The sequence below is a fragment of the Pseudofrankia inefficax genome (assembly GCF_000166135.1).
GTDB classification, from domain to species: Bacteria; Actinomycetota; Actinomycetes; order Frankiales; family Frankiaceae; genus Pseudofrankia; species Pseudofrankia inefficax.
In genome coordinates, this window is the sequence record NC_014666.1 from 7,685,614 (window position 1) to 7,697,914 (window position 12,301).

At 70.4% G+C, this 12,301-nt stretch carries 12 protein-coding genes, 4 tRNA genes and 1 pseudogene; 7 read left to right on the plus strand and 10 right to left on the minus strand.

The window, feature by feature from the left end; translation table 11 throughout:
- Positions 1-247 precede the first annotated feature (247 nt).
- Together secE and FRAEUI1C_RS31020 are read right to left on the minus strand one after the other, a co-directional pair.
- Complete coding sequence (gene secE, locus FRAEUI1C_RS31015; RefSeq protein WP_013427338.1) at positions 248-496, minus strand: preprotein translocase subunit SecE; 249 nt, start codon at positions 494-496, stop codon at positions 248-250.
- A gap of 31 nt (positions 497-527) precedes the next feature.
- Positions 528-600: transfer RNA gene (locus tag FRAEUI1C_RS31020), tRNA-Trp, on the minus strand.
- A 264-nt stretch (positions 601-864) separates the two neighbouring features.
- On the opposite strand from FRAEUI1C_RS31020, the gene FRAEUI1C_RS31025 reads away from it, so the two are divergent.
- Positions 865-2,064, plus strand: coding sequence for a pyridoxal phosphate-dependent aminotransferase (locus FRAEUI1C_RS31025; protein WP_013427339.1), 1,200 nt, complete (start codon positions 865-867; stop codon positions 2,062-2,064).
- Positions 2,065-2,214: 150 nt separating this feature from the next.
- Here FRAEUI1C_RS31025 and FRAEUI1C_RS41340 read toward each other — a convergent pair whose 3' ends face one another.
- The 5 genes and pseudogenes from FRAEUI1C_RS41340 to FRAEUI1C_RS31045 form a co-directional block, all read right to left on the minus strand.
- Positions 2,215-2,631 carry a MaoC/PaaZ C-terminal domain-containing protein gene (locus FRAEUI1C_RS41340; RefSeq protein ID WP_232425562.1) on the minus strand — a complete coding sequence of 139 codons (417 nt, stop codon included), beginning with the start codon at positions 2,629-2,631 and terminating at the stop codon, positions 2,215-2,217.
- Positions 2,632-2,709: 78 nt separating this feature from the next.
- A pseudogene (locus FRAEUI1C_RS41345) lies at positions 2,710-3,159 on the minus strand (MaoC family dehydratase N-terminal domain-containing protein); the annotation flags it as partial.
- A gap of 367 nt (positions 3,160-3,526) precedes the next feature.
- Positions 3,527-3,691, minus strand: coding sequence for a 50S ribosomal protein L33 (gene rpmG, locus FRAEUI1C_RS31035; RefSeq protein ID WP_013427341.1), 165 nt, complete (start codon positions 3,689-3,691; stop codon positions 3,527-3,529).
- A gap of 410 nt (positions 3,692-4,101) precedes the next feature.
- Positions 4,102-4,175 (minus strand) — tRNA-Met (locus tag FRAEUI1C_RS31040).
- 119 nt (positions 4,176-4,294) lie between these two features.
- Positions 4,295-4,367, minus strand: a tRNA-Thr gene (locus FRAEUI1C_RS31045).
- A 1,224-nt stretch (positions 4,368-5,591) separates the two neighbouring features.
- On the opposite strand from FRAEUI1C_RS31045, the gene FRAEUI1C_RS31050 reads away from it, so the two are divergent.
- The 5 genes from FRAEUI1C_RS31050 to FRAEUI1C_RS39885 all read left to right on the plus strand — a co-directional run bounded on the left by FRAEUI1C_RS31050 (position 5,592) and on the right by FRAEUI1C_RS39885 (position 9,966).
- The gene (locus tag FRAEUI1C_RS31050) at positions 5,592-6,821 is read left to right on the plus strand and encodes a GH25 family lysozyme (protein ID WP_013427342.1); all 1,230 of its coding nucleotides are present in this window, start codon (positions 5,592-5,594) and stop codon (positions 6,819-6,821) included.
- A gap of 126 nt (positions 6,822-6,947) precedes the next feature.
- Positions 6,948-7,739 carry a TIGR01458 family HAD-type hydrolase gene (locus tag FRAEUI1C_RS31055; RefSeq protein ID WP_013427343.1) on the plus strand — a complete coding sequence of 264 codons (792 nt, stop codon included), beginning with the start codon at positions 6,948-6,950 and terminating at the stop codon, positions 7,737-7,739.
- Positions 7,736-8,200, plus strand: a complete 465-nt coding sequence (locus tag FRAEUI1C_RS31060; RefSeq protein WP_013427344.1) for a gamma-glutamylcyclotransferase family protein — start codon at positions 7,736-7,738, stop codon at positions 8,198-8,200. Before FRAEUI1C_RS31055 ends, FRAEUI1C_RS31060 begins: the two co-directional genes overlap by 4 nt.
- 64 nt (positions 8,201-8,264) lie before the next feature.
- Positions 8,265-8,801, plus strand: a complete 537-nt coding sequence (pyrE, locus tag FRAEUI1C_RS31065) for an orotate phosphoribosyltransferase (RefSeq protein ID WP_013427345.1) — start codon at positions 8,265-8,267, stop codon at positions 8,799-8,801.
- A 541-nt stretch (positions 8,802-9,342) separates the two neighbouring features.
- The gene (locus FRAEUI1C_RS39885) at positions 9,343-9,966 is read left to right on the plus strand and encodes a hypothetical protein (protein WP_013427346.1); all 624 of its coding nucleotides are present in this window, start codon (positions 9,343-9,345) and stop codon (positions 9,964-9,966) included.
- A gap of 137 nt (positions 9,967-10,103) precedes the next feature.
- Here FRAEUI1C_RS39885 and FRAEUI1C_RS31075 read toward each other — a convergent pair whose 3' ends face one another.
- The 3 genes from FRAEUI1C_RS31075 to FRAEUI1C_RS31085 all read right to left on the minus strand — a co-directional run bounded on the left by FRAEUI1C_RS31075 (position 10,104) and on the right by FRAEUI1C_RS31085 (position 11,419).
- Entirely contained in the window at positions 10,104-10,316 is a 213-nt protein-coding gene (locus FRAEUI1C_RS31075) for a hypothetical protein (RefSeq protein WP_013427347.1), read from the minus strand.
- 124 nt (positions 10,317-10,440) lie between these two features.
- Complete coding sequence (locus FRAEUI1C_RS31080; RefSeq protein ID WP_157735101.1) at positions 10,441-10,863, minus strand: hypothetical protein; 423 nt, start codon at positions 10,861-10,863, stop codon at positions 10,441-10,443.
- 471 nt (positions 10,864-11,334) lie between these two features.
- Positions 11,335-11,419 (minus strand) — tRNA-Tyr (locus tag FRAEUI1C_RS31085).
- A gap of 127 nt (positions 11,420-11,546) precedes the next feature.
- Between FRAEUI1C_RS31085 and FRAEUI1C_RS31090 the strand changes: the two genes are divergently transcribed.
- Positions 11,547-12,035, plus strand: coding sequence for a YajQ family cyclic di-GMP-binding protein (locus FRAEUI1C_RS31090; RefSeq protein ID WP_013427350.1), 489 nt, complete (start codon positions 11,547-11,549; stop codon positions 12,033-12,035).
- Positions 12,036-12,301: the final 266 nt, after the last annotated feature.

Genomic DNA, 12,301 nt, shown 5'->3' on the forward strand with positions numbered 1-12,301 from the left:
TCGTGTGCGTCCCTCGGCGGCTGCGCTGTTTCGTGGTGGACTCGGACTCGCTGCTCGTGGGCTTCCTCTGGTTGACCTTGCTGGCTGGCGCCGTGGGCCGGACACCCGTTGGCTCGCGTACCGGTGTACCCGGCTCGCGCCTGGCATCGACCCGACCGAACACCACCGCGCGCCACGACCAGCTCGTTCGGTGCCGGTCGGCGAGCCAGCCCGCCGGCTCCACCGCTCCCGGTGGGCGCGGGCGCGGTCAGCCGAAGATCTGGAGCACCAACTTCGTGAGGCCGAAGTCGAGGGAGGCCACGATCGCGGTCATCACCGACACGAAGACGAGCACGACCACCACATAGGTGACCAGCTCCGTCCGGCCCGGGTAGATGACCTTCCGCAGCTCCGCCACGACCTCGCGGTAGAACCGCAGCGGTGTCATACGACGCCGGCCGCCAGCGCGCGCGGGCTGCTTGGCCCGCGGTGCCGCGTCACGGGTGTCGGTCGCCACAGCTCCACCACTCTCGATCGTCTGACCTACGCAGGGGCGACAGGACTCGAACCTGCAACCGCCGGTTTTGGAGACCGGTGCTCTACCAATTGAGCCACGCCCCTAGGAGCCACCCGGCCCTGTTCCGGCGGCGGCCCGCGGCCCTCGGGCTGCCGTCCTCTAGAAACTCCTGGAGGACGGGGACCGCCGACTGCGTCGCCGAGTCGACTGGCCGCCTAGTTGCCTAGCACTACCGGAACTAGACCCGTGGTGGGCGCGCGGGTATCCCGTCGATGACGGCCCGAGCGGATCGAGCATACCCCCTCGACGCGGGCGCACCGCGTCTGGCTCACACGGGGGACCCAACATCTCTGGCAGCATGGTCCTCCATGAGCCGGATCTCGCGCCGCATCGGCGGCATCGCCCCCTCTGCCACCCTGGCCGTCGACGCCACCGCCAAGGCCCTGAAGGCCGCCGGTCGCGACGTCATCGGGTTCGGCGCGGGCGAGCCGGACTTCCCGACTCCCGATCACATCGTGGCGGCGGCCGAGAAGGCCTGCCGAGACCCCAGAATGCACCGCTACACCCCGGCCGGCGGCCTGCCCGAGCTCAAGGAGGCCGTCGCCGAGAAGACCCGGCGCGACTCCGGCCTGGTCGTCGACCCGAGCCAGGTGCTGATCACCAACGGCGGCAAGCAGGCCGTGTACGAGTCGTTCGCCACGCTGCTCGACCCCGGCGACGAGGTGCTGCTGCCCGCGCCCTACTGGACGACCTACCCGGAGGCGATCCGGCTGGCCGGCGGTGTGCCGGTCGACGTCGTCACCGGTCCCGAGCAGGGCTACCGGGTGACCGTCGAGCAGCTGGAGGCGGCCCGCACCCCGCGGACGAAGGTCCTGCTGTTCTGCTCGCCGTCGAACCCGACCGGCGCGGTGCACAGCCCCGAGGAGGTCCGCGCGATCGGCCGGTGGGCCGCCGGCGCCGGCCTGTGGGTCATCACCGACGAGATCTACGAGCACCTGGTCTACGGCGACGCGCGCTTCAGCTCGATGCCCGTCGAGGTGCCCGAGCTCGCGGACCGCTGCGTCGTGCTCAACGGCGTCGCCAAGACGTACGCGATGACCGGCTGGCGAGTCGGCTGGCTGATCGGCCCGGCGGACGTGGTGAAGGCCGCGTCGAACCTGCAGTCACACCTGTCGTCGAACGTCGCGAACGTCTCCCAGGCGGCCGCGCTGGCGGCGGTCTCCGGCCCGCTGGACGCGGTCGCGCAGATGCGTGAGGCGTTCGACCGGCGCCGGCGCACCATGCACCAGTTGCTCAGCGACATCCCCGGCGTGGAGTGCCCACTGCCTGAGGGCGCCTTCTACGCGTACCCGTCGCTGCGCGACGTGGTGGGCCGGACGATTCGCGGCAAGACTCCGGCGAACTCGGGTGAGCTGTGCCAGGTGATCCTGGAGGAGGTCGGAGTCGCGATCGTGCCTGGTGAGGCATTCGGGACACCCGGGTATGCCCGCCTGTCCTACGCGCTCGGCGACGGCGACCTGGCCGAGGGCGTGCGCCGCATCGGCGCGCTGCTCGGGGAAGCGTCCTGACCTGGCGCTGAGAGCGCCGTCGGCCGCCGTCTCACCGGACGGCGGCCGACGCGCGGCCACGCTGGCTCCCGGGCTCCTTGGTCTGTCTGGTCCCTCTGGTCTGTCTGGGCGCCGCCGCACGTTGCCGGTCGGCCTGGGCGGCCCGCGCCGTCAGGCGAGGCGGGCGGTGGCTCGGGCGGCCATGAGGACCTTGTTGCCGTCGCAGCGGACGACCAGGTTCACGACGACGCGGTTGCCGTCGAGCTTCTTCTCGACGGTGCCGCGCACCTCGACGAGCGCGCCGGTGTCGTCGTTCGGCACGACGACCGGCGACGAGAACTTGACGCCGTACTCGCAGATCGCGCCGGGGTCGCCAGCCCAGTCGGTGACGACCCGGCCAGCGGTGGCCATCGTCAGCATTCCGTGCGCGATGACGCCGGGCAGGCCGACCTCGGCAGCGACCTTCTCGTTCCAGTGGATCGGGTTGAAGTCACCGGAGGTGCCGGCGTAGCGGACGAGGTCCGCACGACGGAGCCGGAAGGAGCCCGCCGGGAGCTCGGCGCCGATCTCGACCTCGTCATAACGCACCGTCGAGGCCCGCGGCGCACTCTCGGGCTCGCCGGGGGCGGCCGGCGCCGGGACCTCGACGCGAACGGGGCCCGCGGTCGGGTCGGCGGTGCCGCGGGAGATCAGGCCGCAAAGGCCCGTGGCGACGGGCTCACCGGTGGTCGCACGGAAGTCGTAGCCGGCGGTGAGCACCTCGTTCGTCGCGACCGTACGCAGGCCGGTCAGGGTCGTCACCGCGGTCAGCTCGTCGCCAGCCACCACCGGTCGCGACAGGCTGAAGCGCTGCTCGCCGTGCACGATCAGTGAGAAGTCCATGCCGAAGGCCGGGTCGCCGATCGGCAGGCCCAGCTCACCGGGAATCGCGGCGACGAGGAACGTCGGGGGCGCGACCAGGTCCGGGTAGCCGGCGGTCCTGGCGGCCTCGAGATCGTGGTAGAGCGGATTCGGGTCCCCGATGGCACGGGCGAACTGTCGGATGTGCTCACGGCCGACCAGGAACGGCGTGCTGGCGGCGAACTCCCGCCCGATGAAGGCCTGGTTCAGCGGCATGAACGACTCCGATCTGTCCGATGACCCGGCCGGGTCCGTCCATCCACTACCACTACCACGCACCGCCCGCACCCAGCCGAAGCCGCGCACCCGCCTTAACTTCAGGGTCGTGGCGAGTACCGCGGCCGGATCCGGGCCTGTCGCGTGCCGTTCAGGGTCCTCGCCCCGAACGGCGCCAGGTGGCCCAACGCGACAAGGCCGGCGACCTCAGGTCGCCGGCCTCTCGACTAGCGGGGTGACAGGCTCCGGCCGGGCTGTCCGCCGGACCTCGACCGACCCGGCCGGGCCGACGAGCGTTCCGGCCGTGAAGCCGGTGGACGCCCGAAGGGTGCCCGGCCGTCTGGCGCGAGCCTGCCCGCGCCGGGACTTACCGGGTCTCGCGGTGGTCCGTGTGCTGCCGGCAGTTCGGGCAGAACTTCTTCAGCTCGAGACGGTCCGGGTCATTGCGACGGTTCTTGCGCGTGATGTAGTTACGGTGCTTGCACACCTGACACGCCAGAGTGATCTTCGGACGAACGTCGGTGGCGGCCACGGCGTGAGCCTCTTCCTGTAGCGGTTTACCAAACGGTCTGACGCCGCGAAGCGGACGCCTCCCGCCGGAGGCCCGCCACTCTGCGGCCAGCCGCGCTCACAGCGCGGCCTAGGTTCAGGTTCAGATCCAGGGTCGCCCCAGACCAGAGTCCACAGAGAGTCTAGCCGACCCGAAAGGCTCGACCGAGCAGCCCCTCATCACATCCCAGCCAGCCAGCCCATAGCTCAGCCGGCAGGCCCCGAAGCCAGCAGGACCCCCGAGCGCCAAGCGCCCAGGCCCCAACCGCCCAACCCAAGCCAAGGGGGTGTCGGGGGGCGAAGCCCCCTGACCCGGGGGTTCCAGGGGTCGCCCCCCTGGGTAGACATCAACCAACCGGAAAGGAGCCCGAAGGGCTACGAACAGGTTGATCGTAGCGGTGGCCGGATTTGAACCGGCGACACAGCGATTATGAGCCGCTTGCTCTGCCAGGCTGAGCTACACCGCCTCGGACGCCACATACGGCGGGCATCCCGACCGGCAGCGTACTGGCTAAAGGCCACACACGACAACGAATTAGCGGTGGCCGTTGATCTTGACCACGACCTGATGTCGGCCGGACCGTCGAGCCCCTTTACGGAATCGAACCGTAGACCTTCTCCTTACCATGGAGACGCTCTGCCGACTGAGCTAAAGGGGCGCTGCTCTCGCGGGTCACACGTTACACGATGGCGAGCCGGGTGTGGGAAGCAGGTTGACGGCCTCCACCGGCCTCCACCGTGTGGCGCTCCCCACCACCTCCCACGGCTCCCGCGCCCCTTGCCAGCCCCGAATGCCACCCCTTGTCCGCCCCGGCGCGGTTCTCGCAGCCGGGTTGCCGGCGGCCGGGCGCAGGGGGCCGGCCGGGGGGTCGTGCCGGCGGCCGGCGGGACAAGTCCTGAGCATCGGGCGTCCGGGCAGATTCGAGTCGAGCGGTGGCTTCGGTTCGGTTCCCGGTACGTAGCAGCGCTTTCCCCGACGTGGGCTGAACCGGGTGCGGGGGTGCGCCACGCCGGGGGCAGGGTCGGACTGGAGGTGGCGGCACCTCGGGGCCCGCACGTGCACCCGCTGGGTCGGGAAACGTCGCGACATTCTGACTGAGCGTGATTGGGGGCATCCACAAACTCCTTGGGAACCCCAGACTGGTTGCACTGAGTAGCCGTGTTCGCGCTTAGCGTGGCTCTCGGCCGTTGACGCCCGCTGAGCGGGACGCCCGGCCGCGCTCTGACGAGCGGACCCGAGCAGAACCCGCGACCAGCGAGGGTTGCCCATGCGCCTCATGCCCCACCCCGCCCGGCACCACCAGGACAGCCAGCCGGCGGCCCTCGCCGCCGACGGCGCGGCCGGCCACCGGCCGCCCGGTAACAGCCCGGCGAGGCCTCGGGGCACCGGAACGCACGGCGACCCGATGGCCGCGCATCCGGGAATCCAGGTGCCAGCCGGCACGCCACTACCCCCGGGCACGCAGCTGCCGACCGGCACGCCGCTAGCCTCCGGAGCCGCGCCGCGCTCCGGCACCGCCCTGCCTCCCGGCCCGGGGTTGCCCACTGGCGGACCGATCGCCACCCGAGCAGCGCTGCCCCCCCAAGCCCCGCTGCCCGCCGGAACGGCGTCGTCCCCCCACGACCAGGCCCCCGACGGCCACCACGTTGCCGTACCGTCGCCCCGCCCGCCAGCCGACCAGCTGTCGGCGGCCCAGCTGGCGGCTGGCCGGTCGCAAGCTGGCCTGGGGCCGGCCGCCGAACTGCCAACCGGCAGGACATCGTCGGCCCAGCGGCCAACCAGCCCGGCATCAACCTCTCGACCACCAGCCGTCTGGGCGTCGACCGGCCGGCTGGCCAGTCCGCGACGGCGGCCCCGCCAGAGGTTGCCGCGGGTGGCTCTGATGGCCATCACGGCGCTCGCCCTCTCGACGACCGCGACCGCGGCCGCCTCGCCGAACCCCGCCTGGCCCAAGGGCGTTGACGTCTCGTCGTGGCAGCACCAGAACGGGGCGACGATCGACTGGAACGCCGTCAAGGCCGCCGGCAACCAGTTCGCGGTGATCAAGGCGACCGAGGGGACGACCTACACCAACCCGCAGTTCGCCTCGGACAAGGCCGGCGCCCAGGCCGCCGGGCTGACCATCGGTGCCTACCACTACGCCCGGCCCGCCCTGCCGATCTCGACCGCCGTCGACCAGGCGAACTACTTCCTGGCCGCGGCCGGCAACACGAACACGATCGGGCAGCTGGCTCCGGTCCTGGATCTGGAGACGACCGGCGGACTCAGCCCCTCCGACCTGACGAAGTGGACCCAGACGTTCCTGCGCACGGTCGAAGGCCAGACCGGGCGGACGCCGATCCTCTATACCTTCCGGTCCTTCTGGACCGACAAGATCGCCAATACGCAGGCATTCGCGAAGTACCCCCTCTGGTTCGCGATCTACAACAACAACGCCGATCCGGGCCCGTTGCCCGGTGGCTGGCCGAACTGGCTGATCTGGCAGTACGACTCGGGCGGCGCGGTAAACGGCATCAACGGTCGGGTCGACGTCAACGCGTTCTGCTGCAGTGCGGCCGACCTGAGCGCCAGCGCGAACGGAACCGTCGACCAGATCGCCGCCCGGTACGCGGCCGAGCCACTGCTGCACATCTCGCTGGGCGCCCCGACCCGGGGTGAGGGCCCCGCGGGCGGCGGTCGCTGGCAGCCGTACGCCAACGGGCTGATGTTCTGGTCGACCGAGACCGGGACCCGGGCGCTGTACGGGCCGATCGCGCAGAAGTACGTGGCGTCGGGCGGCAGCAATGGCTCGCTGGGCCGGCCGCTCGAGGACATCTCGTGGACCACCGCGCCCGACGGGCTGTCGGCCGTGTTCGAGGGCGGCCGGATCTACTGGCATCCCGCGCTCGGCGCTTTCATCGTTCACGGCGAGATCCTGAAGAAGTATCTGGCCGACGGCGGCTCCGGTTCCTGGCTCGGCCTGCCGGTCAGCGACGAGTACGACGTCCCCGGTGGCCGCGAGAGCGCGTTCCAGCACGGCAAGCTCACCTGGAGCTCCACCACCAACCAGGTCGCCGAGTCGCACGACACCGCTCCCGCGGTCGGCGCGGTGGCGGCCGCCGTGGCTCCCTGACCCACGGCGGCCGACCGGCCTCCCACGGGAGCTGGTCCCGCGGGAGGTCGGTCCGGGGGTGTTAAAGGTGGGTTCCGGGTTGGGCGAGCGGGTTGCCCGCGGCGCCGTGGCGGCTACCGTGCCGGCATGGGTTGTCGGGCGGTGTTCCTCGACATCGACGGGGTGCTGACCATCTCCTGGCGTGCGCTGCCGGGAGCGGCGCAGGCCGTGCGCCAGCTTCGGGACGCCGGCCTGGCCGTGGCGTTCCTGACGAACACGACGTCGCGAACCAAGGCGGCGATCGGCGCCGCCCTCCGGTCCGCGGGCATCGAGGCGCGGGACGACGAGATCATCACAGCGGCCACGATCGGCGCCGCCTACCTGCGTAGGCACCATCCGGGCGCCCGCGTGCGGCTGCTCAACAGCGGCGACATCACGGCTGACCTTCCCGACGTCCGGTGGGCCGCTCCGGACGAGCAGCCGGACGTGGTCGTCCTGGGTGGGGCTGGGCCGGAGTACAGCCACGCGGCGCTCACCCAGGTGCTGCGCGACGTGCTCGCCGGGGCCACGCTCGTCGCCCTGGCCCGCAACTTCTACTGGGCGACCAGCGAGGGGATGGCACTGGATACCGGTGCCTACCTGGCCGGTCTCGAGCAGGCGGCCGGCACGCGGGCCGAGGTGGTCGGCAAGCCGGCACCCGCGTTCTTCTCGGCCGCGCTCGACCTCGTCGGCGTCACTGCCGGCGAGGCGTTGATGGTCGGCGATGACCTGACCAGCGACGTGCTCGGCGCGCAGGCCATCGGCCTGACCGGAGTCCTGGTCCGCACCGGCAAGTTCCGCGCGGATGCTCTGACCGCCGCCGGCGGAACCCCGGACCACGTCGTCGACTCGATTGCCGATCTTCCGGCCCTGCTCGCCGCTGTCGGGTCCGAGCGGTGAGCGTGCCAGCCGACCCCGAGACGCACGAGGCTCAGGCCGACCAGCGGGGCGGGCTGGCGCTGTTCGCCTACGGGACGTTGACTTTCGCGCCGGTGCTCGACGCCCTCCTCGGTCGCAGGCCACCCGTCACCGCGGCCATCGTGCCTGGCTGGCGGGCCGCACGGCTTCCCGGCCGGCCCTACCCCGGCCTCGTGCCAGCACCCGACGGCCGAGCCTCGGGTCTGCTGCTGTCCGGGCTGACTCCGGCCGAATGGGCCCTGCTCGACTCCTGGGAGGGTGACCCGTACCGGGTCCGCCGGGTACGAACCGCCGTCGCGGACTCCGCCGGTCCCGCGACCGGCCCGTTCGCCTTCACCTATACCTGGCGCTCCGTCGACGAGACCGCGCCTGAGGACTGGGACCGCGACCGATTCGCCGACGAATGGCTGGAGCGCTACGTCACCCGCCTCCGGGGCTCCTGAACCACTCGGCCTGGGCCTCTCCGTCTGTCCAGCCTTGTCGGGAGCGGCACTAGAGTCGGCAGGCGTGGGCGACGAAACCGAGATCTCCTTGCTGGCCACCCGGGTTCGGGCGGCGGCACTGTTGACCGGCAGCTTCGTGCTGCGTTCCGGGAAGACGAGCACCGAGTACTTCGACAAGTACCGGTTCGAGGCCGAGCCGGCGCTGCTCGCCGACATCGTCGCCGCCATGGTCCCGCTGGTGCCCGCGCAGGCCGAGCTGCTGGCCGGTCTGGAGCTCGGCGGAGTCCCGCTGGCGACCCTGCTCTCGGCCCGGACCGGCCTGCCGGCCCGTTTCGTCCGCAAGAAGGCCAAGGAGTACGGCACCCGCCAGATCGCCGAGGGTGGCGACTTCGCCGGCAAGCACGTGGTCCTCGTCGAGGACGTGGTCACCAGCGGCGGCGCCGTCCTCGACGCGACGAAGGTGCTGCGCGACCAGGGCGCGACCGTCGAACACGTCGTGTGCGTCATCGACCGCCAGGAGGGTGGCGCGCAGCGGCTCGCCGACGTCGGCCTGACGCTGCACCCCGCCCTCACCAGAGCCCAGCTCGACGCCGTCGCCTGACCGAGCACTCCCCCGGACCCGCCGGTTCCGCCTCGACGCCAAAGTCGCCCCCCAGGAAGCCTGGCCGGCCGCGCACCCAGGCACTCGCGCCCTTGATTGCCGTTTCGGCCCTCGGGCGGTCACGCGCGGAGCCGGATAACGACGACCCGAGGGCCGAGACGGCGATCGATCAAGGACATCTGTCCGGCGGCTAACCGACGATCTGGTCGGCTGGGACTGGGCCTCCTGGTCCTGGAGCGCATCGCCGTGATCGGCAGTAGCCGACCCCGACCGCCCGGGCCTCGACCCGCGGAGCCGGGCGCGCTGACTCACCGCGAGGCGGTGGCATGACACGCGCGACACCTCGATCCTCCCAGATCTCCTGAACGACCCAACGCGACCAGGATGTTACGATCCGCGGCACTTGCAGATTTGTCAGAATCAGAAGCACGGGGGTGCAGTCTGCAGGCCAGCGATTTTCTATGTTCTATGCGTTTTCGCGGGACTCGCCACCGCCAGTTTTGGCGGCTACCTTCTCCACCAGCATCAGGCTGGTCGCGGCATGTCCGATGCCTCGGGCGAATACAATAATGTCGGCGTCAGACTTCCAGCGGGCCTGGTGGTGCTCATACTGGGATTGGCTCTCGCCTTCGGGGTGCCCGGGGCGGTCTTCGCTGCGACCCGCGACCCGTCCAAGACGGCCACCCCCACGGGAGAGCCGACACCTGTGGGTACAACCGGCACGGCGACCTCATCTCCACCCGTTTCCGCCGCCCCGACCACGTCCGGGGCCTCGACCATCGTCGTAAAGGCCCCCCTTAACGGGGCGGAGGTTTCGGGTATCGAAGGCGTGGTCATCAGCGGGACTGCACAAAATCTGGGCGACAACACGATCTGGATCCTGGACTACGGCTTCGACGGGACCGGAAGCCGAGTATTTTACCGCGACAACACCGACCCACTGTCAGTCGTGGGCGGAAATTGGACATTCACCGATCGGCCCATCGGGAATGGATCGCGCGATATCGGCCAGATCTTCAAGATCTCCATCGTCGAGGCGTCGCCGGCCTGCGCCAGAGTGCTGAAAAATGCCACGCCGGGCCAAGACGGTGCCGTGATAATTCCGGTCCTTCCCGATGGCTGCAAGCAGGTCGATCAACGTGAGGTCAAGAAGACCCGGATGTAGGCGACGGCATCCAGCCACCCTCACCAGCCGTGGGATCTTGCCAGGCCGGCGAGCTGTCGGTCCCCAGCGGCGGTTGCGCGGATCTTGCGCGGTCGAGGTTCGGTGGCAGCCCTCGGGCGCCCAGATCTGCGGAGTGATCACGCGGACGTGGCCTCGTTCTTCGCTTCCCTCTGACTCTGGCCGGCGGGTTCGGGGGGCCTGAGCATGATGTCGAACACGTCAAGCAGGGCATCGGCGATCAGTGGCGCCATCGCCTCGACCGGCCGACGCACACCCACCTGAGCCTCGATCTCCCCCGCAATGACTCGACACAGTTGACCGAAAACGTCCCCGCGGGCCTCCTCGCTCATGCGGCCGAGTATGCCCGCGGGCTAAGACCCGACCGCGACGGCTTGAGGGCCTCGCCCTCACGGCTGCAACGGCCGTGAGGCGTGCCGCGCCTGATGCCCCCGGCGGTGTGCGGCGACTGGTGGGTCAAGGCGCGGGCTCGTCCCACCGGTCAGTGCCCACCGGCGAGTCGGTGTCCAGCAGGTATCGACCCTCGTTGGCGACGAGGAAGGCAACGAACTCGGTGACGCTGATCGCGGGCAGCGTGGGGTCGGCGGTGGCAGTGAAGGCAGTCGTCAGGCGCTCGATCAACTCGTCCGTAATCTGCGGCGTGGTGTACTCCGGCAGCGTCCCCACGAGGAACAGCAGATCGCCGACTCCCCCGGCAGAGCCGGGGAATGGATATTCGGCCATCGCGTCCGTGCGACCGATCCAGAGACGATCCGCCTCGGGCACGAAGTCGAGGACGCCGTTTTCCTTCCAGTTCCAGAAAGCGCTGATGGCCGCAGGGGCCGGCACGGCATCGAGCACGGCCAGCCAGACGTCGCACACCAACTTGCCATCGCTCATGACCCAAGTCTGCCGGCGCGGCGCGCTGCGACGCATGGTCCGGCTCCCTTCGGAGAGCAGGCGGACCTGTCCCTACCGCCGGGTTCTCGGCCGTGCAAGATCCGCCAACGAGCCGCCGCTCGTCGCGATCCCGCGGACGCAAGTCGCCGACTTCGGACACCTGCCGGACGGCCGGCCTGCCTGTCCGGGTGGCTGAACGCCGGGGTGTCGCCCCAGCAGGTCGCCGATTGGGCAGGGCACAGCGTGGCCGTGCTGCTGCACACCTACGCGAAGTGCGTGGACGGTGACCACCTCGCCGCCCGCAAGCGGATCGAGACCATGTTGGCGCTGGAGCCGGGGTCATGATCGCGTGCACGTATGTTGCACGGCCAACCGGCAACGGCCGTGATCCGTCGGGACTGGTCGCGCACGAAAAAGGCCCCGGAGGGTGATCCGGGGCCTGCGACCTGCTGCGGTGCAGAAGATCGGGGGTGGTGGCAGGTGTTGGGTTCGAACCAACGTAGGCTGAGCCGACGGTTTTACAGACCGTTCCCTTTGGCCACTCGGGCAACCTGCCGTGTCCTCGGAGAGCATACCGGTCCCGGCGGGGGTACGGCTGGGGCGCGGTGCGCCGTCGGCGGCTCTGGCCTTGCGGGCGGCGGTCCAGACCCTCTCGACTCGACCCTGACAGGAGGCTCCTCGCCGTGGCGGACCCCTCGTTCGACATCGTGAGCAAGGTGGACACCCAAGAGATCGACAACGCGGTCAACCAGACCGCAAAGGAGATCAAGAATCGCTTCGACTTCCGGGACACCGGAGCCTCGGCCGAGCACTCGGGCGACTCGATTTCGCTGACCGCGAACAGCGAGGAGCGGGTCAAGGCCGTGCTGGACGTGCTCCAGGAGAAGTTCGTCAAGCGAGGCATCTCACTCAAGACGCTGCAGTACGACGAGCCGAAGCAGACGGGCAAGGAGTTCCGGCTGGCGGTCACGGTGACCCAGGGCATCGCCGACGAGAAGGCCAAGGAGATCGCGAAGAAGATCCGCGCCGAGGGCCCGAAGGGTGTCCAGGCGCAGATCCAGGGCGATCAGCTGCGTGTCTCCGGCAAGAAGCGGGACGACCTGCAGGCCGTGATCCAGCTGCTCAAGTCCGAGGACTTCGACGTCGCGCTGCAGTTCGTCAACTACCGCTGATCCCGCCCGGCGCCCACCCGGCCACCCGACACCGTCCCGCGGCCGTGGGAAAGCCGCTGAGCTGGGGCCACGGGCGTCAGCCCGTCATCGCGGGCAACGCTCATACATACCGTGATTGTTGGCCCGAAATTGGGGTAAGTGCTTTCCGAGGCCGAGCCGTCGAGGCCACCGACCCGGCGGAGCACCCCCCGAGCTCCGTCGAAAGCACCCCGCCCGCATCCCCCCACGGGCGGGGTGCCCTCGTTTCAGGCCCCGCGCGGACCGTC